Source organism: Mucilaginibacter sp. (assembly GCF_036568825.1).
GTDB lineage: Bacteria > Bacteroidota > Bacteroidia > Sphingobacteriales > Sphingobacteriaceae > Mucilaginibacter.
This window is the reverse complement of the sequence record NZ_DATCRU010000069.1, coordinates 85482-108285: the sequence shown is the minus strand read 5'-3', so window position 1 is coordinate 108285 and position 22804 is coordinate 85482. Positions and strand designations below refer to the sequence as shown.

General features: G+C 42.8%; 28 protein-coding genes and 1 tRNA gene. 12 read left to right on the top strand and 17 right to left on the bottom strand.

The genetic code is table 11. From position 1 onward, the window contains the following. From lepB to VIM89_RS15880, 3 genes are all read left to right on the top strand, one after another. Window positions 1-947: signal peptidase I (gene lepB, locus VIM89_RS15890; protein ID WP_488157156.1), on the top strand; the 947-nt coding region annotated here is incomplete at its 5' end. A gap of 53 nt (window positions 948-1000) precedes the next feature. Beyond that, entirely contained in the window at window positions 1001-1204 is a 204-nt protein-coding gene (locus VIM89_RS15885) for a DUF433 domain-containing protein (protein WP_488157155.1), read from the top strand. A gap of 27 nt (window positions 1205-1231) precedes the next feature. Then, a complete protein-coding gene (locus VIM89_RS15880) occupies window positions 1232-1816 on the top strand; it encodes a CbrC family protein (RefSeq protein ID WP_488157154.1) in 585 nt (194 codons plus the stop codon). Here the strand turns inward: VIM89_RS15880 and VIM89_RS15875 are convergent, their stop codons facing one another. Next, window positions 1817-2893 carry an Ldh family oxidoreductase gene (locus tag VIM89_RS15875; protein WP_488157153.1) on the bottom strand — a complete coding sequence of 359 codons (1077 nt, stop codon included), beginning with the start codon at window positions 2891-2893 and terminating at the stop codon, window positions 1817-1819. A 39-nt stretch (window positions 2894-2932) separates the two neighbouring features. Then, window positions 2933-4291, bottom strand: coding sequence for an NHL repeat-containing protein (locus VIM89_RS15870; protein WP_488157152.1), 1359 nt, complete (start codon window positions 4289-4291; stop codon window positions 2933-2935). Between the two features lie 51 nt (window positions 4292-4342). Between VIM89_RS15870 and VIM89_RS15865 the strand changes: the two genes are divergently transcribed. Further along, on the top strand, window positions 4343-5524 hold the full coding sequence (locus VIM89_RS15865; RefSeq protein WP_488157151.1) for a DmpA family aminopeptidase: 1182 nt from the start codon (window positions 4343-4345) through the stop codon (window positions 5522-5524). 25 nt (window positions 5525-5549) lie between these two features. On the opposite strand, the gene VIM89_RS15860 is transcribed toward VIM89_RS15865, so the two are convergent. The 7 genes from VIM89_RS15860 to rpmB all read right to left on the bottom strand — a co-directional run bounded on the left by VIM89_RS15860 (window position 5550) and on the right by rpmB (window position 11207). Beyond that, a complete protein-coding gene (locus VIM89_RS15860; RefSeq protein ID WP_488157150.1) occupies window positions 5550-6089 on the bottom strand; it encodes an RBBP9/YdeN family alpha/beta hydrolase in 540 nt (179 codons plus the stop codon). Continuing rightward, window positions 6089-7693, bottom strand: a complete 1605-nt coding sequence (bshC, locus tag VIM89_RS15855) for a bacillithiol biosynthesis cysteine-adding enzyme BshC (RefSeq protein ID WP_488157149.1) — start codon at window positions 7691-7693, stop codon at window positions 6089-6091. Before bshC ends, VIM89_RS15860 begins: the two co-directional genes overlap by 1 nt. 131 nt (window positions 7694-7824) lie before the next feature. Beyond that, the gene (gene rimO, locus VIM89_RS15850; protein WP_488157148.1) at window positions 7825-9159 is read right to left on the bottom strand and encodes a 30S ribosomal protein S12 methylthiotransferase RimO; all 1335 of its coding nucleotides are present in this window, start codon (window positions 9157-9159) and stop codon (window positions 7825-7827) included. Window positions 9160-9267: 108 nt separating this feature from the next. Further along, the gene (ftsY, locus tag VIM89_RS15845; RefSeq protein ID WP_488157147.1) at window positions 9268-10233 is read right to left on the bottom strand and encodes a signal recognition particle-docking protein FtsY; all 966 of its coding nucleotides are present in this window, start codon (window positions 10231-10233) and stop codon (window positions 9268-9270) included. Between the two features lie 235 nt (window positions 10234-10468). Next, entirely contained in the window at window positions 10469-10633 is a 165-nt protein-coding gene (locus VIM89_RS15840) for a DUF4295 domain-containing protein (protein WP_488157146.1), read from the bottom strand. Window positions 10634-10712: 79 nt separating this feature from the next. Then, a complete protein-coding gene (gene rpmG / locus VIM89_RS15835) occupies window positions 10713-10895 on the bottom strand; it encodes a 50S ribosomal protein L33 (RefSeq protein ID WP_002998409.1) in 183 nt (60 codons plus the stop codon). A gap of 78 nt (window positions 10896-10973) precedes the next feature. Beyond that, window positions 10974-11207: a 50S ribosomal protein L28 gene (gene rpmB, locus VIM89_RS15830; RefSeq protein ID WP_302864976.1), complete on the bottom strand. Its 234-nt coding sequence runs from the start codon at window positions 11205-11207 to the stop codon at window positions 10974-10976. Between the two features lie 292 nt (window positions 11208-11499). On the opposite strand from rpmB, the gene acs reads away from it, so the two are divergent. The 3 genes from acs (at window position 11500) to VIM89_RS15815 (ending at window position 14129) form a co-directional block, all read left to right on the top strand. Continuing rightward, complete coding sequence (gene acs, locus VIM89_RS15825; protein WP_488157145.1) at window positions 11500-13401, top strand: acetate--CoA ligase; 1902 nt, start codon at window positions 11500-11502, stop codon at window positions 13399-13401. Between the two features lie 3 nt (window positions 13402-13404). Then, window positions 13405-13875 (top strand): hypothetical protein, encoded by a 471-nt coding sequence (locus VIM89_RS15820; RefSeq protein WP_488157144.1) that lies wholly within the window; start codon window positions 13405-13407, stop codon window positions 13873-13875. Between the two features lie 68 nt (window positions 13876-13943). Further along, window positions 13944-14129: a CsbD family protein gene (locus VIM89_RS15815; protein ID WP_488157143.1), complete on the top strand. Its 186-nt coding sequence runs from the start codon at window positions 13944-13946 to the stop codon at window positions 14127-14129. Between the two features lie 53 nt (window positions 14130-14182). Here the strand turns inward: VIM89_RS15815 and VIM89_RS15810 are convergent, their stop codons facing one another. Further along, on the bottom strand, window positions 14183-14737 hold the full coding sequence (locus tag VIM89_RS15810) for a Uma2 family endonuclease (RefSeq protein WP_488157142.1): 555 nt from the start codon (window positions 14735-14737) through the stop codon (window positions 14183-14185). Between the two features lie 27 nt (window positions 14738-14764). Here VIM89_RS15810 and surE point away from each other — a divergent pair, with 27 nt between their 5' ends. Further along, the gene (gene surE, locus VIM89_RS15805; protein WP_488157141.1) at window positions 14765-15538 is read left to right on the top strand and encodes a 5'/3'-nucleotidase SurE; all 774 of its coding nucleotides are present in this window, start codon (window positions 14765-14767) and stop codon (window positions 15536-15538) included. A gap of 5 nt (window positions 15539-15543) precedes the next feature. Continuing rightward, window positions 15544-16656, top strand: coding sequence for a lipid-A-disaccharide synthase (gene lpxB, locus VIM89_RS15800; protein ID WP_488157140.1), 1113 nt, complete (start codon window positions 15544-15546; stop codon window positions 16654-16656). 54 nt (window positions 16657-16710) lie between these two features. On the opposite strand, the gene VIM89_RS15795 is transcribed toward lpxB, so the two are convergent. The 3 genes from VIM89_RS15795 to VIM89_RS15785 form a co-directional block, all read right to left on the bottom strand. Beyond that, a complete protein-coding gene (locus VIM89_RS15795) occupies window positions 16711-16863 on the bottom strand; it encodes a hypothetical protein (RefSeq protein WP_488157139.1) in 153 nt (50 codons plus the stop codon). Between the two features lie 35 nt (window positions 16864-16898). Next, window positions 16899-17087, bottom strand: coding sequence for a hypothetical protein (locus tag VIM89_RS15790; protein WP_488157138.1), 189 nt, complete (start codon window positions 17085-17087; stop codon window positions 16899-16901). A gap of 181 nt (window positions 17088-17268) precedes the next feature. After that, complete coding sequence (locus VIM89_RS15785; RefSeq protein ID WP_488157137.1) at window positions 17269-18471, bottom strand: MFS transporter; 1203 nt, start codon at window positions 18469-18471, stop codon at window positions 17269-17271. Window positions 18472-18578: 107 nt separating this feature from the next. Between VIM89_RS15785 and VIM89_RS15780 the strand changes: the two genes are divergently transcribed. Together VIM89_RS15780 and VIM89_RS15775 are read left to right on the top strand one after the other, a co-directional pair. Further along, complete coding sequence (locus tag VIM89_RS15780; protein ID WP_488157136.1) at window positions 18579-18725, top strand: hypothetical protein; 147 nt, start codon at window positions 18579-18581, stop codon at window positions 18723-18725. 616 nt (window positions 18726-19341) lie between these two features. Beyond that, window positions 19342-19415 (top strand) — tRNA-Ala (locus VIM89_RS15775). A gap of 94 nt (window positions 19416-19509) precedes the next feature. Here the strand turns inward: VIM89_RS15775 and VIM89_RS15770 are convergent. Together VIM89_RS15770 and VIM89_RS15765 are read right to left on the bottom strand one after the other, a co-directional pair. Continuing rightward, window positions 19510-20457 carry an aminotransferase-like domain-containing protein gene (locus VIM89_RS15770; RefSeq protein ID WP_488157135.1) on the bottom strand — a complete coding sequence of 316 codons (948 nt, stop codon included), beginning with the start codon at window positions 20455-20457 and terminating at the stop codon, window positions 19510-19512. Beyond that, complete coding sequence (locus VIM89_RS15765) at window positions 20442-20981, bottom strand: GntR family transcriptional regulator (protein ID WP_488157134.1); 540 nt, start codon at window positions 20979-20981, stop codon at window positions 20442-20444. Before VIM89_RS15765 ends, VIM89_RS15770 begins: the two co-directional genes overlap by 16 nt. Window positions 20982-21189: 208 nt before the next feature. On the opposite strand from VIM89_RS15765, the gene VIM89_RS15760 reads away from it, so the two are divergent. Continuing rightward, window positions 21190-21846, top strand: coding sequence for an FMN-dependent NADH-azoreductase (locus tag VIM89_RS15760; RefSeq protein WP_488157133.1), 657 nt, complete (start codon window positions 21190-21192; stop codon window positions 21844-21846). Here VIM89_RS15760 and VIM89_RS15755 read toward each other — a convergent pair. Next, window positions 21843-22274 carry a GNAT family N-acetyltransferase gene (locus VIM89_RS15755; protein ID WP_488157132.1) on the bottom strand — a complete coding sequence of 144 codons (432 nt, stop codon included), beginning with the start codon at window positions 22272-22274 and terminating at the stop codon, window positions 21843-21845. The two genes, VIM89_RS15760 and VIM89_RS15755, sit on opposite strands and share 4 nt — an antisense overlap. A gap of 23 nt (window positions 22275-22297) precedes the next feature. Then, window positions 22298-22747: a DoxX family protein gene (locus tag VIM89_RS15750; protein WP_488157131.1), complete on the bottom strand. Its 450-nt coding sequence runs from the start codon at window positions 22745-22747 to the stop codon at window positions 22298-22300. Window positions 22748-22804 lie beyond the last annotated feature (57 nt).

The following is a 22804-nucleotide window of genomic DNA, read 5'->3' as shown; positions in this document are numbered from 1 at the left end:
GATCAATGGAGAGCACCCTGCTGGTGGGCGATTACCTGTTTGTGAGTAAAATGAATTATGGCGCGCGTCTGCCAATGACACCGATATCGTTCCCTTTTGCGCAAAACACCATGCCGCTTATCGGTACCAAATCGTATTCTGATATTATAAAATTGCCTTATTACCGCCTGCCGGGCTTTGGCGATATTAAAAAGGGTGACGTGGTAGTTTTCAACTTTCCGATGCAGTCTGATTCACCTTATTACAGGCCGATTGACAAGGAAGATAACTACATTAAGCGTTGCCAGGGTACACCGGGTGACACGCTTTCTATTGTAGATGCCCAGGTTTATGTGAACAGCAAGCCTAATCCTAATCCGCCGCAAAGCCAACCATCTTATTTGGTTACCTCTGATGGCAGCCAGATCAATCCGCAGATCCTTACAGATCTTCATATAGAACCGGGAATGGCCAACGGCGAAATGCTTATGACGCGGCAAGCGGCGGCTACTTTAAAAGGCTATTCCAATATTAAATCGGTAACCGAATATATACAGCCAAGAAACACCTTCAACCCGGAAGAATTCCCCCATGATCCGCATCTAAAATGGAACGTTGACAATTACGGCCCGATCATCATTCCAAAAGTGGGGATGACAATCAAGCTCGATAGTCTTACATTCCCGGTTTACAGGCGTGTTATTGAAGTTTATGAAAAGAATAAACTGGAGCTAAAGGGCAATGATATTTTAATCAACGGTAAAATAGCTACTAGCTACACATTTAAGCAAAACTACTACTGGATGATGGGCGATAACCGTCATAATTCAGAAGATTCACGATTCTGGGGATTTGTGCCTGAAGATCACATTGTAGGTAAAGCTTTGTTTATCTGGATGAGCACCGATTCGGCAGGAAGCTTCTTAAATTCTATCCGCTGGAATAGGATATTTAAGGGGATACATTAAGGGATTGCGGAATTCGGAAGTTTGATTTCGGAATTTAATGCCTATATTGGTGTATGAATTATACTGACTATATAGAAATTAATCCTGAAAAGAGATTTGGACGACCGATTATCATTGGGACTCGTATTTCTGTTTACGATGTTTTAAGTTGGCTTTCGGAGGGTATGTCTATTAATGACATCATTTTAGATTTTCCCGAATTAAATGAAGATCAGATAAAAACGTGTGCATCTTACTCAGGCAGCACATTAACATAGTCTTTACTCCTTCCTATTGATAATCTCATGCAATTCAAATACTTCAAAGGCCCTGAAGATGATATGTCAGATTTGGTTGATGGTACAAACATATGCTCAATATGTGGAATCGAAGACCGGTGTTTTGAACTTGATTACAGCATCACAAATGAGTTTGATGATGAGGAGAAAGAAGGAAAGTTAGGTTGTATAAACTGTTTAAAATCTGGCCGTTTTGAGTTTTGGCATGACACTGAATTTGGATTTCTTGACGAAACCGGATTATCCAAAGTTTATAGTCACAACATGAGTAATCCTCCGTCTATCAGTCCTTCAATTCTTGAAGAGTTACGAAGAACGCCAAATGTAATTACATGGCAACAGACTCCCTGGTTGAGCCATTGTGGCGATTTCATGATTTACAAGGGCACATGGGAACCAAAAGATTTTTATAACAATAGCCCAGATGGTGATGGCCGGAAATTGTTTATGGACATGACCAGCGAATATCAAAATTTGTGGGATGACAGTTTATCGGAAGGTGAAACTAAACTCGATGAATGGTATGCCACATATTACACTTTCGAATGTGCTCATTGTAGCAAGCTACGAGGTAATTGGGATTGTGATTAATCAAGCCAACTTTTCTACCCCAAACTTTTCAGCTATCTCATTCAAATCTCTTACCACAGCATCTACCAGCGGGATGCCATTAATTTCCCTATCAGCTTCAGCTTCCAGTTCCGGTTCGCCGGGGATGATCACTTTCTGATTTGGGTCGATAGTAGCGGATGATTTAAAACGACTGATCCAGTTATCCATATGCTGCTTAAACTCATCAACCGGGCGGAAACCATCAACACGCATAGCGCCAACAAAGTGGCCGATACCTGTACCAACCGGGTCATCCGGCGGATCAAGAAAAGCGACAAATGGCGGTACCCACGGACCATAATTAGCGCCTGATAATACAGCTGAAAGTATATCAACGGTCGCACTTAATCCGAACCCTTTGTGACTGCCGTGATCGCGGTCGCTGCCCAAAGGCAACAACGCGCCGCCTGATTTTAAAGCATGTGGATCGGTGGTTGGCTCTCCCTGTTTATTTTGGATCCATCCTTCGGGAACTTGTTCACCTGCCCGCTGAGCAATTTCAAGTTTACCATTGGCTGCTGCTGAGGTGGCAATATCAACAATCACCGGCGGAAATTTACCCGCAGGGAATGCATAGCACATCGGATTGGTACCCAGTAAACGCTCACTCGAGAAAGTCGGCGAAACTAATGGACTGGCGTTGGTCATCGCAAAACCGATCATATCTTTTTCTACAGCTTGCATGGCGTGGTAGCCCGCTATACCAAAATGGTTGGAATTCCGTACCGATACCCATCCTGAGCCATATTTTTCTGCCTTTTCAATAGCTACTTTCATGGCAAAAGGCGCTACGACTAATCCTAATCCTGCATCGCCATCAACAGTCGCTGTAGTTGCTGTTTCATGTACAATTTTGATATGAGGATTGGTATTGATCCGCTTCTTTTCCCATAAGCGTACATAGCCCTGGAGCCTTGCAACACCGTGTGAATCAATACCACGCATATCAGATTTGATCAATACATCGGCAGCCAGTTGTGCATGTTCGGCGTTGCAGCCCATTGCTGTAAAAATGTTTTCAGTAAAACTGCGGAGGATAGATTCGGAGACGAGCATAGGGGCAAATATAGCAACCTTATGCAATCAGTTTTGAATTTAATGATGCCTGGTTAGCAGGACCGAACGATTATTTAAAGCTCTTCCTGTATGATAGTAGATTTTTTGAACGATATGCCCCAATGAAGACTTTGGTAATACCCCTGCCACCGTAGTCACCATGCCTGCAGGTGTTATTTTACGGATCAGGTTATTATTAGCATCGGCTACATATAAATTATTCAGGGCATCTATGCTGATTCCTGCCGGATCGTTAAATGATGCTTGTGTCCCCAGCCCATTTTGCGAACCTGCTTGTCCGCTACCTGCCAAAGTCGTAACTGCCCCGACTGGTGTTATTGCACGGATCAGGTTATTGACATCATCGGTCACATATACATTTCCTGAAGCATCAACCGTTAAGCTGTTCGGGAAATAGAACCGCGCGGCGGTATCCAGGCCATCTTTTGAACCTATATCTCCATTCCCGGCTAGTGTGGTTGTCGTCCCATCGGGGGCCACCTTGCGGATCAGATTATTCAGCATATCAGCCACATATACATTCCCGGATGCATCTACTGCTACTCCTGTTGGATTATTAAAAGTGGCATTTTTCCCCGCTCCATTGTTTGAACCTGCATTGCCATTACCTGAGAGTGTGGTTGTATTACCCGATGGACTAACCACGCAAATCCGGTTATTTCCGGCATCGGCCACATACACATTTCCTGAGGCATCAACTGCCACCCCACTGGGGCCAGAAAAAAGCGGCGTGCTTGTTACGGTATTGCTTGTATCCACAGCCACCACCGTACCTGCAAGCGTGCTTACTGTACCATCAGGCGTGATTTTTCGGATAAGGTTATTTCCGGCATCAGCTACATATACATTGCCCACTGCGTCAACAGCCAATCCGGATGGTTTATTAAAAGATGCCAGTTTACCTATACCATTTATAGCCCCTACATTTCCTGTTCCGGCCAGGGTTGATACGGTTCCATTTGTCGATATTTTCTGAATACGGTTGTACCAGTAATCAGCAACGTAAAGATTTCCTGCTGCATCTACTGCTACATCAGAAGGCGACGAAAATAGGGCTGGTATTACTGCAGTTGAGTCAGTTGATCCTGTGGCTCCCGTTACGCCTGTAATACCGGTAGGGCCGGTTGTTCCCACATTATAAGGGGTCGGGTCGTATTTACCAGGGATTATTTTAACATCAGTTTTGGTACATGATGCCACAATAGCCACCATGCACAAAATAATTGCGGCAGGTAATAATTGCTTAAAATGAGGTAAATATCTCAATGCTGATAAATAAACTGGTATTTGTACGTTGACTCCGGATGCTATGTTCACACAGGTCAACCAAAGATAATATTTTTCTTTACGCAGGCTTTCCCGATTTTTTATTCGCATTTCGATACCTGGCAATTAGTGGTTATATTTAAAACACTAATCCTCAACATTATGTATTTCAGCTGCGGCAAATTCATCATCACTTTTATCTCATTTAGTTTAATCAGTGTTGTAACCTTTGCTCAAAAACCGCGTGGCCGGGATATTGGCATTCCGTTTAGCGGTACTCCCGGCAAATACAATGCGATAACCGATGTAGCAGGCGTTGAAGTTGGATATAGCACGATCATCAGTGGTTCAGGTAAAGACCATATTGGTAAAGGCCCTGTTAGAACAGGCGTCACAGCTATTTTCCCTAACGGGAAGGTGAATCACCACCCGGTATTCGCTAATTGGTATACGCTGAATGGCAATGGTGAAATGACAGGCACCACATGGGTAACAGAATCAGGCTTCCTGGAAACACCCATTATGATAACCAACACCAATAGCGTAGGTACCGTACGGGACGCAGTGTTGAAATGGTTTGTAGACCGCAAATGGTATAATGAAGATTTTTGGTACACCTATCCTGTTGTTGCCGAAACTTACGACGGTTTTCTGAATGATATTTACGGCTTCCACGTAAAGGAAAGTAATGTCTACGAAGCTCTGGATTCTGCCAAATCAGGACCGTTGAAAGAAGGTAACATCGGCGGCGGGACTGGCATGATGTGTCTTGGCTTTAAAGGCGGAACCGGGACCGCATCAAGAGTGATCACTATCAACAATAAACAATACACACTGGGTGTTCTGGTGCAATCAAACTTTGGGAGAAGGGCAAACCTTACCATAGCCGGGGTACCTGTAGGCAAAGCCTTGATGGACACACTAAAAACCGTACTAGTCGCGCCACCACAGTACAAAAAAGATGAAGGCCAAGGGTCTATCATCGTGGTTGTTGCTACCGATGCACCTTTGCTTCCGCATCAACTCAAAAGGATTGCTGAACGGGTGGCATTGGGCGTTGGTATTGTTGGCGGCAGAGGAGAAAATAGTTCGGGTGATATATTTATTGCATTTTCCACTGCCAATCCGGATGCCTTCAACCGGAAGGACAATGTAAAAGTAGAAATGCTGGCAAACGATCAGATAAACCCTTTATACCAGGCAACAGTAGAATCAGTGGAAGAATCCATTATCAACGCTATGGTTGCTGCTGATACGATGGAAGGCATCAATGGAAATAAAGCTTATGCCCTGCCGCATGATGCGGTGATCAAATTATTAAAACAACATAATGTGATTAAGTAGAGACGCCATGCATCGCGTCTATCCGCTAGATTTTATCTAAACGTTTCAATATATCCAACCCCTCATCCCACTGCCCATATCCGGACGCTACATTGATATGCCCAGCTTCGCCTATACTGATAAATTCGCTGCCCCATGCGTCAGCAAATTGTTTAGCCCGTTCAACGGTCGCGAAGAAATCATTGGTGCTAGCCACTACAATAGACGGGAATGGCAATTTGAATAAGGGCATTGGTGCAAAACCAATTGCTCCTTGCGGAAAGGTTTGTGCCTCCGGATCGGCTGGTGCTACCAGCAAAGCAGCCTTTATTTTGGTTTGATACCGTTCTGCCCATTTTGCGATGGCTGAACAAACCGCACTGTGGCCAACCAATATCACCTTCTTAGGATCATGTTTAGATACCGCTTTTTGAATGTTTGCCACCCATTCATCCCTGAAAGGTATTTCCCATTCCTGCTGTTCTATCCGGGTAAAGCCATATTCTTTTTCCCATAAGGATTGCCAATGCTGCGGTCCTGAGCCACCAATACCGGGAAGGGTTAGGATAGTAGATTGGAATTGCATTATTTTTCTGTCAGTACAGTGAATTTAAAATCCAGCGGTTCAAAATTGCGGATAAGCTCGTCGATAAATTGCTGGCCCCATTTTACATAAAACAAGCCGAAGTTTTCGGTACGTTCCTGCAGGCTGTCCTTCGGGAAAAGCTCAGCCTTGATATGATCTATTTGCTCCAGGCGGGTATGATAGTTTTTCTTTTCGGCCCTGATCAGTTTCTTCTCCAATCGATCTATTGCATGCTCTAACCTTGCTCTTATAGCATCTGTAGATTGTGCCAATGTAGGGTCGATTTTAGATGAGCGTGATTTTATTTTTTCAAGGATTTGCTGTAATTCGCTCCACTCCTTTTTTAAAGAAAGCTCGTGCTCACTATGCTGCTTTATCCAATTGGTTTTGATAGCATCGGTGCTTTTGAATAACTCAACCACAGGCAATTCCATCCGTGCAACTTTTGATGCTGATTGCTTTGGAATAACCAAGCCCGAATTGCGGAGCATTAATATTGGAAAATCGACCTTGTAATACTCAAAATTCGATTTCAACTCAAGCCAGTAAACTACTTCAGCCCCACCACCTACATAAGCAATGTTGGGTAGAATATATTCCTGGTAAAGTGGCCGCATTACCACATTTGGACTGAAATGCTCTGGACTTGCTTGAATCTCTTTCTGCAGTTCTTCTCTGGTAAAGCTGATCTCGGTATTCAGCACTTTGTAAGTATCATTTTCATACACAATCCGCTCGCGCAAACCATCGTTGAGATAGAAGAAATTGATCTCACGTGGGTTTACCTGTATATGTACGTGCAGTCTTTTCAACTGCTCATTGGTAGTCTCGATGTTTTTTGAGCTATGCTGCTCAATGATATCTTCTTCAATGATATGTGCAAACTGCTTTTTCAGATCGTGATCGTCCGCATCGATGATCACTAAGCCATATTGCCCGAATAAGGCATTTACCAAATAACGGGTAGCATCAGCAAGTTTGCTGAATTTGGCGTAAGCATTTTCAACAATTTCAGCTAGTTCCTCAGCATGATGATCCAAACCCAAAACCCCTTTGTACTGGTTCAAGGCATGGCGCATGGTAACCGGATCGATGCGACCTGTTGCACCTGACGCTTCATGCCACCAATGCACTTTTTTGCCGCCTATATTGGTATAGTTGATCTCAGCAAAATCATGATCCTCAGAAGCCATCCAGTAAACGGGGACAAAATTTTTATCCGGGAACTTCTCCTTTAACTGAGTCGCTAGTTTGATCGCGGTAACGATCTTATATATAAAGTATAGTGGACCAGCAAAGATATTTAATTGGTGACCCGTAGTAATGGTGTAAGTATTTTCTGATTTGAGTAAGTCGATATGAGCCTGAACTGATGTATGCCTCCTGCTATCCGATGCTGGAATAGATTGGTATTGTTTGGTCAGAACCTGCATTAAAAGATCGCGGTTGCCGATTACCTTTTTATTTTGAAGTAAGGCTTTGAAACCATTCCAATCGGGTCTGTAGCTATAAAATGGGCGTAATTCAGGTTTATCTTCCAGGTATTCGCTAACCGTTTGCGAGAAATATCCGGTCTCTTTATAGCTTATACAGGCTGCATCCATGAGTTTGATTTCGGATTTCGGATGTTCGATTTCGGATTTAGAAACTTCATCAATCATCTGAAAATTGCTTGATTTAATCCCGAAATTAGATTTTAAAATCTTAAATCAGCAATCGCCTGCTTAAAATCCGGTTATTTTACAATCTGTCCATAAAGGTCGAAGTCTTCCGCGCTGTCAATCTTCACATTAACAAAGCTGCCTACGGTGGCATAATGTTTTTTAGCGTCGATCAATACCTCGTTATCTACTTCAGGTGAATCAAACTCCGTACGGCCTACGAAGTAACCGCCATCTTTTTTATCGATCAGCACCTTGTAGGTTTCGCCTACTTTTTCCTGATTCTTTTCAAACGAAATGCCCTGCTGAATTTCCATAATAGCATCAGCACGCTCCTGCTTTACTTCTTCCGGCACATCATCTACTAATGAATAAGCATGTGTTTTTTCTTCGTGCGAGTATGTAAAGCAACCTAAACGGTCGAAACGGGTTTCTTCAACCCATTGTTGCATTTCCTCAAAATCCTGTTGAGTTTCGCCCGGATAGCCTGTGATCAGCGTGGTACGCATAGCAATGTTCGGCACTTTGTCACGAATAGCGTTCACCAGGTCGATGGTTTTTTGTTTGGTAGTGCCGCGGCGCATGGATTTCAGCATATTATCGCTGATGTGTTGCAGCGGCATATCCAAATAGTTGCAAATATTCTCTCGCTCATTCATCACATCCAATATCTCCATCGGGAAACCGGAAGGATAAGCATATTGCAAACGGATCCACTCAATACCATTTACATCAGACAAATGGCGTAGCAGCTCATCCAGGTTGCGTTTATTATAGAGGTCAAGACCGTAGTAAGTAAGGTCCTGAGCGATTAGTATTAGTTCTTTTGTACCGTTTTTTGCCAAATGTTGGGCTTCCTTCACCAAATCCTCAATCGGCTTAGAAACGTGTTTACCACGCATTAAAGGTATAGCACAAAATGAGCAGGGACGGTTACAACCCTCTGCAATTTTGAAATAAGCGAAATGAGTTGGTGTAGTCAGCAGACGCTCACCTATTAATTCATGGCGATAATTGGCGCCTAAAGTACTCAGCAGATTTTGCAGATCATTAGTACCAAACCATGAATCCACATTGCTGATCTCAGCCTCAAGTTCCGGTTTATAACGTTCAGACAAGCATCCGGTAACGATCACTTTCCCTACTTTTCCCTGTTCCTTTAGTTCGCTGTATTGCAGAATAGTGTCTATGGATTCCTGTTTGGCATTATCAATAAATCCGCAGGTATTGATCACGATGATATCATCGCTGCTTACTTTCTCAGCTTCGTGAACCACGTCAAAGCTGTTGCCCTTCAGCTGGCCCATTAAAACTTCCGAGTCGTGGATGTTCTTAGAGCAACCGAGGGTTACTACATTGACTCTAGGCTTATTTACTTTTTGAGACTGATTAATTTCTTTTGTTTTCATTTCACACAATATCTATCTGCGATGGGTGTCATGCTGAGGCACTCGAAGCATGGTGGGCAAGGCCTTTACGCACCGCACTTCGACCGGGCTCAGTGTGACATCCTTATTTTATTGTTTAAATAAGGAATCTACAAATGCTTTGCGATCAAACAACTGCAAATGTTCCACACCTTCGCCTACACCTATATATTTTACCGGGATCTTAAATTGATCCGAAATACCAATAACCACACCGCCTTTAGCTGTACCGTCCAGCTTGGTTAATGCCAGCGCATTTACAGCAGTTGCTTCAGTAAATTGTTTGCACTGTTCAATGGCATTTTGCCCGGTTGATGCGTCCAGCACCAATAGTATCTCGTGCGGCGCGCCGGGAACTACCTTTTGCATTACGTTTTTTATCTTGGTCAGCTCGTTCATCAGGCCAACTTTATTATGCAAACGACCGGCGGTATCTATTATCGCCACATCATCGCCATTAGCTACTGCTGAACGTAAAGTATCATAAGCTACCGAGGCCGGGTCCGAACCCATTGCCTGCGCCACCACCTTTACACCAATGCGTTCCCCCCAAAGCTGGATCTGTTCCACAGCCGCGGCACGGAAAGTATCCGCAGCACCTATCACCACCTTATTACCTGCCTGTTTTAATTTATGAGCCAGTTTGCCAATAGTAGTCGTTTTACCAACACCATTCACACCCACAACCATAATTACATAAGGCTTGTGGTTACCATATTCAAAATTATGGAAGTCGTTGCTATTATTTTCGGCAAGTAAATGTTGTATCTCGTCGCGGAGCAGGTTATTCAGTTCAGAAGTACCTACATATTTGTCGCGGGCCACACGGTCCTGTATCCGTTTAATGATTTTCAGGGTCGTTGTAACACCTACGTCCGAAGTTACCAGCACTTCTTCCAGGTCGTCCAGTACATCGTCATCAACAGTCGACTTGCCTGCAACTACCTTAGTGATCTTTGAAAAAAAGCTGTCCTTGGTTTTCTCTAAACCAGTATCCAGCGCCTGCTGTTCCTGCGGCGTGCTTTCCTTCCTCTTAAAAAAATCGAATAATCCCATGATTTAAATTTGCAGATGTGCGGATGTGCAAATATGCAGATTGTATTAATGTGCAGATGTTATGCATATTCAAATTTAATTTAAAGTCCATTTGCAAATCTGCACATCCGCATATCTTCTTTTCATTTGCACATCTGCACATTCGCACATCTGCACATCTTCTTTCATCTGCATATCCAATAAAAAAAGCCCTCTCGTAAATACAAGACGGCTTTTATATCTATTTCAGATCTGATTAGTGGCCTTTGGAAGCATTGATCGCATCCTTAACGTGGTCGTTATGTACGATTACTTCTTTGAATGAATAAGCACCGGTTTTAGGCGACTTAGTCATGGTGATCACTTTTGAATATTCTTTGCCTTTTCCTGTTTTCAGGGTTGCAACTACTTTCTTTGCCATGTTCTTTTAATTATTGAGTTAGTGAATGAGTGAATTAGTGATTGAAACCAATCGACCTATCAACTTAATCAACCAATTATTACTTAATTTCTTTGTGAACGGTTACTTTCCTTAATACCGGGTTGAATTTTTTCAACTCCAGTCTTTCAGTAGTATTTTTCTTGTTCTTGGTAGTGATATAACGAGACATGCCTGGCAGTCCGCTTTCTTTATGCTCGGTACACTCTAGTATTACCTGAACCCTGTTACCTTTTTTTGCCATCGTATTTTTAATTATTGAGTTAGTGAATGAGTGAATTAGCGATTGAACCCAATCAACCAATCAACACAATCAACTCTATTAAATGTATCCTTTTTTAACGTATTTATTGATACAAGCAGTTATACCATTCTTGCTGATGGTTTTAACAGCCGAAGTAGATACTTTCAAAGTGATCCACTTATCTTCTTCAGGAATATAAAACTTCTTCAGCTTTAAATTAGGGTGAAACCTGCGTTTGGTCTTAACATTTGAGTTAGAAACGTTGTTACCAACCAGTGAACCTTTTCCTGTTAAATCACAAATTCTTGACATGACAATCGATTTAATTCAATCCCTTTTTCTAAAAGAGTTTGCAAATATCCGAATTTAATGTCAAATAGGCAACACCGATTTCAAAAATTTTTGAAAAAGATTTTGATTGCTGAACCTACACATGGTTAATGCCTTTCCAATGTTATAAAATCATTAAATAATTAGCTTAATTAACCCCCTTTCCCAATAAAATTGCTAATTTTCGCTCACCAATTTACTATTTGATATTCCGCTGTTGTTTGTGAAATGTTCTGTCATTGAGTAACAACAAAATCTATCAAAACACACAACCATGAAGATCACTTCTTTTGAAGAGTACCAACAAGCCTACCAAAAAAGCGTTGAACAACCCGAGGAGTTCTGGGCCGATATTGCCGGGAATTTCCAGTGGCGCAAGCCTTGGCTAAAGGTGCTGGAATGGAACTTTACTGAGCCTAACATCAAGTGGTTCAGGGGCGCCAAACTGAACATTACCGAAAACTGCCTCGACCGTCACCTGGCAAAGCTGGGCGACAAACCGGCTATTATATGGGAGCCGAACGACCCGAATGAAGATCATCGCGTACTGACCTACCGTCAACTGTACGATAAGGTTTGCCAGTTCGCCAACGTACTTAAAAATAACGGCGCCAAAAAAGGTGACCGCATTTGTATCTATATGCCGATGGTACCTGAACTAGCTATTGCTGTTCTGGCTTGTGCCCGTATAGGCGCTATTCACTCCGTAGTGTTTGGTGGTTTTTCGGCGCAATCTATTGCTGATCGCATTAAAGATGCTACCTGCAATTTGGTGATCACCGCTGACGGTGGCTATAGGGGAACAAAAGAAATCCCATTAAAATCTATTATAGACGATGCACTGGTACAATGCCCTTCTGTCAAAAAAGTGATCGTACTGACCCGCAGCCGTACCCCGATTTCCATGATCAAAGGGCGCGATGTGTGGTGGGAAGATGAGATCAAAAAAGTAGAGACCCAGGGACACATCAACTGCGAAGCTGAAGAAATGGATGCCGAAGATATGCTGTTTATCCTGTATACCTCAGGCTCGACAGGCAAGCCAAAAGGCGTGGTACATACCTGCGGCGGCTACATGGTTTATACCGGTTATACTTTTGCGAATGTATTCCAATATAACCCGGGCGAGATCTATTTCTGTACTGCTGATATCGGCTGGATCACCGGCCACTCTTATATTGTGTATGGACCGCTTTCCCAGGGAGCTACCAGCTTTATGTTCGAGGGTATTCCAACCTGGCCAAGCCCGGGACGTTTCTGGGAGATTGTAGAAAAATATAAAGTCAATATATTGTATACTGCACCTACGGCTATCCGCTCGCTAATGAGCTTCGGTACTGATGTGGTAAAAAGCAAAGACCTGAGCTCGTTAAAGAAACTAGGCTCCGTTGGCGAACCGATCAACGAAGAGGCATGGCATTGGTTTGACGAGAATGTTGGCCACAAACAATGCCCGATAGTTGATACCTGGTGGCAAACCGAAACCGGGGGTATCATGATATCGCCGATCGCCGGTGTTACAAAAACGAAACCGACCTATGCTACTTTGCCGCTTCCGGGCGTTCAGCCTGTTCTGGTAGACGAGCACGGGCAGGAAGTGCACGGTAACGGGGTAAGCGGATTTTTATGTATCCAATTCCCGTGGCCAGGCATGCTTCGTACAACTTATGGCGATCATGAGCGCTGCCGGCAAACTTATTTCTCATCCTATCCGGGCAAGTATTTCACCGGCGACGGCTGCTTACGCGACGAGGATGGTTACTACCGTATCACCGGTCGTGTAGATGATGTGTTGAACGTATCCGGTCACCGTATCGGTACTGCTGAAGTGGAAAATGCGATTAACATGCACGCCACCGTAGTTGAATCCGCTGTAGTAGGCTATCCTCATGATATTAAGGGACAAGGCGTTTATGCATTCGTGGTAAGCCCGGGCATGCATGGCGACGAGGAACTAACCCGTAAGGATATCATCATGACCGTTACCCGTATCATCGGTGCCATTGCCAAACCGGATAAAATTCAGTTTGTAAGCGGCCTGCCGAAAACACGTTCAGGAAAGATCATGCGCCGTATTCTGCGTAAGATAGCAGAGGGCGATACTTCCAACTTAGGTGATACCACTACCTTGCTTGATCCGGCTGTGGTGGAGGAAATTAAGGCGGGAGCTTTGTAATAAATGATACATGCGCTCGATTTCCGTACTGCGTATAGTCAGTTTTACATCATTGATCCAATGGTTGATTATGATGCAGGATCTTTTAATTTTTGGACAGCAGAAGCGTTTAACGATATGTTGGCGATTGGAAACGGAATACTGGGTGTGGGAATCGGATCGTATGGTCACGTCAAAGCTGAATTAGAGATGTTGCCAAAGAATAATTCACAAAATGACTATACCAAATATGATCATGTTGTTGAAGCAGGAATTAAAATTGAATCCGGGCTCCTGCAAATTATCGATTGCCCTAACAGCGAAATTGCGTTAAGTATAGCGATTGAGCCTAAAACTTATAGAGTAAGAATTTATTCTGCGGGTTTATCGGAGTCTATTCCTGATGAAGACGAAGGCAAAGATTATTATAGAATTGAAATTTGGCCTGATAACAATATTGAACGAAAAGTATTGAAAAGGTATGTCTATAATTAATTAGCTATCCAAGCCCAAACCAAATGTTCTTTAGTGGTGTTCTACAAATACATCTAACTAAAAACATCATGGATAAATTACAAATTAAAGGCGGCTGGAATGAGATGAAAGGTAAAATTAAAAAAGCCTACGGTGACCTGACCGATGACGACCTGGCCTACGAAGAGGGAAAAGACGACGAAATGCTCGGAAGAATCCAGCAGAAAACCGGAAAAAGCCGCGACGAGCTGGTCAAATGGATCAACAGCTTATAACAACAAAGCCTCATAGAATGAGGCTTTGTTAGTTTATGTTTTTTTTTAACGTTTTAAAAGTTGAAAACCTTACTGAGATCGAAAGTTAATCCTGGCAGTAAAACTGAGTTTAATATTTCGCTTTTTTCTTTTTTCTGATTAAGCTGATATGCACCATCTTTCAGCGTATACAGTTCACAATTAAAGGCAATCGGGTCAACAATAATGTATTCCTTTACACCATATTTCTGATAAATATCTTTCTTTTGGCGAAGGTCATAATAGGCATTTGAAGGAGAAAGTATCTCAATGATCAGGTCAGGTGCTCCTTCGATCACGCTGGTGATCATTCCCGCTTTTCTTTCTGAAGCAATATAGATCAAATCAGGTTGCATAATGTTCCCCTCATCAAATTTCACGTCGAGCGGGGCATACGCCATGTAGCCATGATTATCGGACTGGCTGAGAAAATGTGCCAAGGCCAACGTAAGTTGCAATGAGATAGCCTGGTGGATCGGTGTAGGTGATGGCGACATGATAAGATTGTAGTTAATTAACTGAAAAGGCGATCCCTCTTCCAACATCATGTAGTCCTCAGCAGTATATTTCTTCTTTTCAGCAGTAAGCATAATCAAATATAACTAATTTTGGCGATTATGAAATCTGCCAAACCCACCATACTGGTTGTTAATGACGACGGAATTACCGCTCCAGGCATCAAATGCCTGATGGATACCATGAAAGAAATTGGTAACGTGGTAGTCGTAGCACCGGATAGTCCGCAATCAGGGATGGGGCATGCTATTACCATCGGTAGCCCACTGCGGCTGGATAAGGTGGACATTTATGAGGGCATTGAAAGCTACCGCTGTTCAGGCACACCTGTAGATTGTGTAAAGCTGGCTGTAAACAAAATATTTAAAGGTAAAAAGCCCGATCTATGTGTTTCGGGTATTAATCATGGACTGAATAACTCTATTAATATATTGTATTCGGGCACCATGTCCGCAGCAGTTGAGGGGGCGATTGAAAGTATACCTTCTATAGGTTTTTCATTAGATGACTATACTTTGCAGGCCGACTTTAGTCACTGCCTGAAATATGTAAAGGAAATAGCATTACAGGTTCTGCAAAACGGCTTACCCCCTTCTACCCTGCTCAACGTTAATTTTCCAAACGGAGCAAATATCAAAGGCATTAAAATATGCCGCCAGGCCAACGCCAAATGGGCCGAGGAGTTTGATGAACGTATGGATCCGCACAAACGCCCATATTATTGGCTAACAGGCGTTTTCCAGTTAAATGATACCGGCGAGGAAACCGATGTTTGGGCTTTGGATAATAATTATGTATCTGTGGTTCCGGTGCAGTTTGATATGACGGCGCATCATGCCATCCCTTTAATTAACACCTGGAAATTCAACATCTGACGGCTATGAAATATTACCTGGTAGCCGGCGAGGCCTCCGGCGATCTGCATGGGGCTAATCTGATGAAAGCGCTGAAAGAAAAAGATGCTAATGCTGAATTTCGCTTCTTCGGTGGCGACCTGATGCTGGCCGAAGGCGGTACTTTGGTAAAGCATTATGCCGATATGGCCTATATGGGTTTTATCGAGGTTGTAGCCAACCTGCGTACCATCTTTAAAAACATGAAGGCCTGCAAAGAAGATATCGCTGCATGGCAACCTGATGTTTTGGTACTGATCGACTTCCCCGGGTTCAACCTAAAAATTGCTGAGTTTGCCAAAGCTAATAACATCCTGGTATGCTATTATATCTCCCCTAAAGTTTGGGCATGGAACCAGAAACGGGTGCTGCGGATCAAACGCATCGTTGACCATCTGTTCTGCATCCTGCCCTTTGAGATTGATTTTTATAAAGACTGGGGAATGGAAGTGGATTATGTAGGTAATCCTTTGCTGGATGCAGTTTCAGCCTTCAAGCCTGATCCTGACTTTCGCAATAAAAATCAGCTTTCGGATAAAAAGATCATCGCATTATTGCCCGGCAGCAGAAAACAGGAGATTAGTCGGTTGTTGCCCGATATGATTGCGGCTGCTCAAAAATGGCCAGAGTATGAATTTGTGATAGCCGGAGCGCCATCTTTTAACCAGGCTTATTACGACCAGTATTTGCAGGGCAGTCCAATCAAAGTGTTGTTCAATTCGACCTATGATCTACTGAACATTGCCCATGCAGCCATTGTAGCTTCGGGAACTGCAACATTGGAAACTGCCTTATTTAATGTGCCCCAAGTAGTGGTGTACAAAAGCAGTACGATCAGTATTACCATAGGCAGAATGGTGATCCGGGTGAAATACATTTCACTCGTTAACCTGATAATGGATAGCTTGGTAGTAAAAGAATTGATCCAACAGGATTGCAATCCTGAAAAGATCAACGAAGAAATTGGCTTGATATTAAATGACAAGACTTATCGTGACGAGATGCTCGGCAACTATAAAATGCTTCACGAAAAAATGGGCAAACCCGGCGCCTCAGAAAAAACTGCCGGACTAATTATAAAATATACTGCAAAAAAATAGCGTACAATGCAATATTGTCGCTATCAATGTCTTTAAACCGGAAATCTATTCGTATTAGCGAACTTGCAACCTTACCTGCTGGTTGCCATGCAATAAATGCTGTTTAAGGCTCTTATTATTATTCAAATCATTCACCAGGATCGCCTTCAGTTCGTTATCAAAACGGCTCAATAGTTTAGTTGCTGTAGTTTTCTTATGACTTTTCATAATACGCTGTTAATTAGGTTACTATATATTATACGTCAATTATCCTCGTTTGGTTCCCTGTCTATATGATCTTTTTCTGTCAAATTATCTTTTCGTCTCTTTGCCTCCTTATACTGCCTAATAATTTGTTCCTTATCACGCTCGTCAGAAGGCAATTCAGGATCCTGTGGGTTTTCCCACTCCTGTTCTTCGCTGCCTGTTTTTTCTTTCTTTGGATCGATCATATCGGCCAATTATGATTTAATCAATCCCAATTCCATGCCACAATTGAGGCAAAATGAGATATTGACGTATAATCACATCCTAACAAAAAGAGAAGCAAGTTTTTATACTGATACAGAAATTGGTATGCTAAAATGGAAATTGACGAGATAACGAAATATCGTCTTCGGATTAGCTGTTTAACTATACACCGCGCCTGATTTTTTGTACAATCCGGTGGCTTAACAGATGCGCAGCGACCGCGATGACGGACACAGCGATACCCAAAATGCATACGCCGGTCCATTTATAATGCGCCCAGGCCTGTGCCGCCAGGTAAGTGCCAAAGCCTCCGCCAATAAAATAGGTTACCATGTATATGGTATTGATCCGGTTACGCGCCTCGGGCCGAAGAGCAAAGATGAGCGACTGGTTAGAAATATGTGTTGCCTGCACGCCCATATCCATTACGATCACACCTATAATTAACCCAATAAAACTATGTGCAGAAAAGAAAAATACTACAAACGAAACAACGATAAGCAATAAAGTAAAAGTGGAGAGTTTATAAGCATCCATTTTATCGCTCAGCTTGCCCATCAATCCTGCGGCAAGTGCGCCAAATGCGCCAACCAAACCAAACAAACCAGCAACATCGCTTCCTTTATTAAAGTTCTCGCGTAACAAAAAAGTAAGCGTTACCCAAAAAGCACTGAAACAGGCAAAACATAAAGCACCGCGTATGGCCGCAACGCGCAATGCGGGTTCCTCTTTTATTAAAGTAAGCAAGGATTTCATCAGTGCACCGTATGTTCCGGTGTATTCGGGTTCAACCTCCGGAAGCAGGAAAAACAACAGCAGCCAGATCACTATCATTACCCCTGCTGCGATATAAAACATCGCCCTCCAGCCCAGGTGAGCGCCAACAAAACCACTGATGGTTCTTGACAGTAATATACCTAGTAATAAGCCACTCATTACAAAGCCGATCTTGGCACCACGTTCTTCGGGCTTAGCTAAATGGGCAGTCATCGGAACCAGCAACTGTGGGATCAGAGAAAATATACCTACAAAATAACTGGCAACGATCAGCAAATTAATTCCGGTAGATAATCCGACCAACACCAATGCTATCGCCGCCAAAGCCAGGCATACCATGATCAATCGCTTGCGGCGGATCATATCTGCAAGCGGCGCAATAAAAAGCATCCCGGTTGCATAACCCAACTGTGTCAAGCCACCCACTTGCCCCGCCTTGCCACTACCTACATGAAAAGTCCGGGCCATATCGTCCAGCAAAGGTTGATTATAATACAGGTTGGCAACGATCAGTCCGGTTGCAATTGCCATTACCCATAACAGGGAAGGAGTAAGCTCGGGATGTGTAAGTTTTTTGGTGTTCGTCATGCAGGTAAAATGAATTTTGCGCAAATGTGACAAAGTATCTGAAGAAAGATGTTGGTGTTAAGTAATATTCTCAGAATTTTGCGTTATAGATGAATTAAATGATGAAAATGCCTCAGACAGAGACATTCATCATTGAAAATCAGCAATCAAAAGCAAAAACTTTAACAATTTTTAACCTTTTTAAGCTTTTTCATCAAAAAAAGATTAATAAATTTGTCGTTTATAATAAAAAAGAAGCAAAAGAAGATTTATAATTTAATATAAGCTTAAAAATCATCTAAAAATTATATAAAATCGAACCAAATCAATTAATTATTCAATTTTTTAAGATTTTATTGATGTTGATTTTATCTTTTCACTGATTTTATTAAAAAATTGTTGCTTTTTTAGTTTTTTTATCTACTTTTACATCGTTGACGCAAATAAAACAACAACACTAAGGCAAAAAATTGCAAATTTTATATAATTTCAATTATTTATTTAGTGTAAATTTAATGTTAACAGAAGTTGATTGAATTAGTGACAAAAAAATTACAAATGTGTATAGTGCATTTCAAATATTAGTGTTACTTTTACACCATAAAATTTTAAAAAAGTCTTCTCATAATTTAGGTTTATAATTGGTTAGTAAAGGCCCCTGCCCATCAGGGGCTTTACTGTTTTTAAGCGGTTTTGCTACGAAAAAATTATAAGCACCAGGGTTAATAATAGCGACTTGCTTAACACAGATTTCATAAATTCATACCGAATTTGCGTTTGTATAAGTTTTTGTTACTTTTGCCACTCTTCCAGTTGGCAGCAGGCGGTATGCAGTCCGTCATCAATCAGAGATCGTGCACACTGCAAACTGAGAACTGCAAACTCAAAAAAGGGGGATTAGCTCAGCTGGCTAGAGCGTTTGCATGGCATGCAAGAGGTCATCGGTTCGACTCCGATATTCTCCACACTGAAAGAACAAGGCCTTACAAAATTTTGTAAGGCCTTGTTCTTTTCTGCTGAAACCGTGATAAAACAAGAAATGAAAGCCCAGCGCATATTTCATTTTGCTAACGAAACTTTTTTAATTACATCAACTGCAAATTCTAATTCCTTTTCATTTAGCGAAGCAAAGCCAAACCGAAAAGCATCATGTGGTAAATGATCGCTTTTCAAATAGGGCATTCCTATAAGCCGCAGTCCTGAAGCGGTAACTTTATGAATGAGGGTGGTAAGCCGATCGTTTTCTTTAAATTTTAGCCATAACGCCATTCCTCCCTGTGGTTTTTTAAATTCTACCAGGTGGCTCAGTTCGCTGCTGATGAGGCTTGCGGCATAGTCGCATCTGTGGCTATACAGCTTGTTGGCTTTCATGATAAATCTTGAAAATTCGCCGCTCTGCATCAGCGATGCTATAGTTCCTTCTATCAATGCGTCGCCCCTCATATCGATTAGCATTTTTAATTTAATAGTGGCTTGCAAAAAACCGCGTGTTGCAATCATATAGCCGAGCCTGAAGTTAGAACCCAGTACTTTAGTAAGCGAACCGATATAGATCACATGGCCATCGTGCGCTCCGCTGGCCAGCGGCAAATATGGGCTGTATTGATATTGAAAATCGTAATCATAATCATCTTCGATCACAGCCAGCCGATGAATTCGAATCAGCTCAAGTAATTTAGCCCGGCGCGCAGAACTCATCGTTACCGTTGTCGGGTGATAGTGATGGGGAATAATGTATAACAGTTTAATGGTATTGTTTTCCAAAGCCTCTGCGATGGCTTCAACATCAGCGCCTTCATCATCTAACGGGACGGTTACCAGTTGTGCGCCAAGCTGCGTGAAAACGGCATCTGCCAAAAAGTAGTTCGGGCTGGTCACCAACACCTTATCACCCGGTTTGATGATCAATGACGCTGCCAGGTAAATGGCCATTTGGGCGCCATGGGTAACCATCAGGTTTTCGGAGTCTATATTCAGTCCGCGGGTATCATTCAGAAAGGACGACAAAGTCTCTTTAAAACCGGGCTGCCATCAAGGTTCCAGCTTGCGTTAGATTTTTTTAAGGTTTGATGGGTAAGTAATCGTCTGTATTCCGAGGAAACGCGCTCAACCGGGAAGATATCAACATAAGGGAAGCCATCATCTACAATAACTTTCGCGCCAGCCGACAATTCGGGAAACGAAGGCACATGGTCCAGCCTGTCAAAAACAATGGCAGGCTCCGCCTTATAACTTGATTTAGCTTTACTTGCATAAGACCGGGGTTTTATAATGGGCAAAAGCGTGGATACCCTGTACTCCTTCCTTTCTTTGCTGACGAGCCAGTCTTCCGCGATCAGCATATTGTAAGCCGCCATGATGGTTTTACGGTGCAAGTCCAGGTCCGCCGCCAGCTGGCGGGTACTGGGTAACTGCATGTCGGGCATTAATATTCCTTTTTGGATCAACAGGACAAGTTGTGAAGCGATTTGCTTGAACACGGCTTCAGGGCTGGTTTTGTCGATCTTTAATAAGGTTTTAAAAGGGAGCATACTTCATCAATATAAAATTTCAGCATCGGACATCAAATTACGCTGGTCACTCTGATCGGAAAAGGCTGGTACCCGAAGCGATGAACAGTCGTATTTAAATTTGTGCTGTACAAATATATATTACAATCGGCAGGATATTATGAACAGCCATGCGATATGCGTATCGCATAGCAAGGATACCCCTTGTTTAAATTAAACGACCAGAAAAATGAAAAACTTATTGATCATTAATGCAAGCCCAAGAGCTGAGCGCTCAGTTACCAGGAATATGACCAGATTATTTGTGGAAAGGTGGATAGCAGCCAATCCCGATCATACGATTAGCCACCGTGAGGTTGGCCGGGAGCCCATACCGCACGTATCCGAACTTTGGATATCGGCCGCATTTAAACCTGCCGAGCTAAGAACCGAAGCCGAAAGTAATGTACTAAAAACAAGCGACCAATATATTGCCGAACTCAAAGCGGCCGATGTGATCGTATTAGGCACGCCGATGTATAATTGGTCTATCCCAAGCGTATTGAAGGCCTATTTAGACCAGGTGATCAGGGCTAATGAAACCGTTAAAATGAGGCCGGATGATCCGCAAAATCCATACAGAGGCTTGCTGAAGGATAAAAAAGTTTACTTGCTGTTTAGCCGGGGAAACGCAGGTTACGAACAAGGCGAATATTATGCACACATGAATTTTCAAACTGAATATCTTAAAACGGTTTTCAGGATCCTGGGACTTACTGATATACAGGAGGTAGCCTTAAATGGAAGCGCCTTTGATCCGGAAGTGTATGAGCAGTCTAAAAAGGATGTTTATCATAAAATAGCCGAAATGGCTACGAATGATCGGGTTATAGCTGCAGCTGATTAACCAACGGCTTTGGCAAAATGGTTACAGGCAAGGTAGTAACCTTTGTTAAGATATAACCGGTGTGCCGTATGCAGCGCGTAGCCGCTATCGAGATGAATGCTTTTTATTCCTGCATTAGCAGCCTGGGAGGCAACATAATCTAATAAAGCGCCGGCGTATCCCCGCCCTCTGAATTCAGAAAATGTAAACAGGTCGTCAATATAGATCATAGGCCCGGTACGTAGCAGGTTCAAATTCCGGTAGCCTATAAATGCTGCGGCTTTTGTATTATCCTCGTTGGGAATAAAAGCCAACTCAAAACCTTCGTTGCTGATCATCTGAAAAACCTGGTCGACAACCGTTTCCGGATCTAAATTGCTGCGAAATTCAAGGATCGCTTCTTTACAAATTTCGATATCGGTTTTAGTGGCAGCTTGTTTGCATTCCATAACCTATTCTTAGTACTTTATAATTAGTTCGGCTTCCTGTTCCGGAGATAGTTATCAATACTCCATCTATAATGATCGATGCCGGAAAGCACTAAAGCACCGCCGGTAAAAACAAAAACAGGGTAGCTGAATGGCGCACCTATACCTACAAAAACAGCCATACATAAACCGAATATCAATGTCAGGATACCCGCACCCAGAGCAGCTTCTTTAATTCTGAAGCCAATGATGAGGCATACGCCAAATACAGCTTCAGCAATGGTTGCCAACAGGCTCATGATATTGGCAATTGGCCTGCTCGTGAACGGGACCAGCGTATGTGTATAATCCACAAAATGTTGCCAATCTCCCCAGGTAACTCCACTAGCGCCGTGGGCCCCCATTAAACCCAGCCTGTCCGCTACCGGCATCAGAAACCCGACACCAAGGGCAAGTCTTAAAATAAGCTGGGCTATTCCAGACGCGTTCTTCATCCGTTTAAATTTTTAGGCAAAGGTAAAACCGGCCCTTTAAAGTTTCAGGTACCAGTT

Excerpts from the sequence above, each read along its gene's own strand:
- ftsY (WP_488157147.1), bottom strand. The coding sequence starts at position 10,233 with ATGGGATTATTCGATTTTTTTAAGAGGAAGGAAAGCACGCCGCAGGAA.
- VIM89_RS15755 (WP_488157132.1), bottom strand. The coding sequence starts at position 22,274 with ATGGAATGCAAACAAGCTGCCACTAAAACCGATATCGAAATTTGTAAA.
- VIM89_RS15780 (WP_488157136.1), top strand. The coding sequence starts at position 18,579 with ATGCCTCAGACAGAGACATTCATCATTGAAAATCAGCAATCAAAAGCA.
- surE (WP_488157141.1), top strand. The coding sequence starts at position 14,765 with ATGAAATCTGCCAAACCCACCATACTGGTTGTTAATGACGACGGAATT.
- VIM89_RS15885 (WP_488157155.1), top strand. The coding sequence starts at position 1,001 with ATGAATTATACTGACTATATAGAAATTAATCCTGAAAAGAGATTTGGA.
- VIM89_RS15840 (WP_488157146.1), bottom strand. The coding sequence starts at position 10,633 with ATGGCAAAGAAAGTAGTTGCAACCCTGAAAACAGGAAAAGGCAAAGAA.
- bshC (WP_488157149.1), bottom strand. The coding sequence starts at position 7,693 with ATGGATGCAGCCTGTATAAGCTATAAAGAGACCGGATATTTCTCGCAA.
- lpxB (WP_488157140.1), top strand. The coding sequence starts at position 15,544 with ATGAAATATTACCTGGTAGCCGGCGAGGCCTCCGGCGATCTGCATGGG.
- VIM89_RS15760 (WP_488157133.1), top strand. The coding sequence starts at position 21,190 with ATGAAAAACTTATTGATCATTAATGCAAGCCCAAGAGCTGAGCGCTCA.
- acs (WP_488157145.1), top strand. The coding sequence starts at position 11,500 with ATGAAGATCACTTCTTTTGAAGAGTACCAACAAGCCTACCAAAAAAGC.
- VIM89_RS15875 (WP_488157153.1), bottom strand. The coding sequence starts at position 2,893 with ATGCTCGTCTCCGAATCTATCCTCCGCAGTTTTACTGAAAACATTTTT.
- VIM89_RS15750 (WP_488157131.1), bottom strand. The coding sequence starts at position 22,747 with ATGAAGAACGCGTCTGGAATAGCCCAGCTTATTTTAAGACTTGCCCTT.
- rimO (WP_488157148.1), bottom strand. The coding sequence starts at position 9,159 with ATGAAAACAAAAGAAATTAATCAGTCTCAAAAAGTAAATAAGCCTAGA.
- VIM89_RS15870 (WP_488157152.1), bottom strand. The coding sequence starts at position 4,291 with ATGCGAATAAAAAATCGGGAAAGCCTGCGTAAAGAAAAATATTATCTT.
- VIM89_RS15790 (WP_488157138.1), bottom strand. The coding sequence starts at position 17,087 with ATGATCGATCCAAAGAAAGAAAAAACAGGCAGCGAAGAACAGGAGTGG.
- VIM89_RS15820 (WP_488157144.1), top strand. The coding sequence starts at position 13,405 with ATGATACATGCGCTCGATTTCCGTACTGCGTATAGTCAGTTTTACATC.
- VIM89_RS15785 (WP_488157137.1), bottom strand. The coding sequence starts at position 18,471 with ATGACGAACACCAAAAAACTTACACATCCCGAGCTTACTCCTTCCCTG.
- rpmB (WP_302864976.1), bottom strand. The coding sequence starts at position 11,207 with ATGTCAAGAATTTGTGATTTAACAGGAAAAGGTTCACTGGTTGGTAAC.
- VIM89_RS15765 (WP_488157134.1), bottom strand. The coding sequence starts at position 20,981 with ATGCTCCCTTTTAAAACCTTATTAAAGATCGACAAAACCAGCCCTGAA.
- VIM89_RS15810 (WP_488157142.1), bottom strand. The coding sequence starts at position 14,737 with ATGCTTACTGCTGAAAAGAAGAAATATACTGCTGAGGACTACATGATG.
- VIM89_RS15865 (WP_488157151.1), top strand. The coding sequence starts at position 4,343 with ATGTATTTCAGCTGCGGCAAATTCATCATCACTTTTATCTCATTTAGT.
- rpmG (WP_002998409.1), bottom strand. The coding sequence starts at position 10,895 with ATGGCAAAAAAAGGTAACAGGGTTCAGGTAATACTAGAGTGTACCGAG.
- VIM89_RS15815 (WP_488157143.1), top strand. The coding sequence starts at position 13,944 with ATGGATAAATTACAAATTAAAGGCGGCTGGAATGAGATGAAAGGTAAA.
- VIM89_RS15860 (WP_488157150.1), bottom strand. The coding sequence starts at position 6,089 with ATGCAATTCCAATCTACTATCCTAACCCTTCCCGGTATTGGTGGCTCA.
- VIM89_RS15880 (WP_488157154.1), top strand. The coding sequence starts at position 1,232 with ATGCAATTCAAATACTTCAAAGGCCCTGAAGATGATATGTCAGATTTG.
- VIM89_RS15795 (WP_488157139.1), bottom strand. The coding sequence starts at position 16,863 with ATGAAAAGTCATAAGAAAACTACAGCAACTAAACTATTGAGCCGTTTT.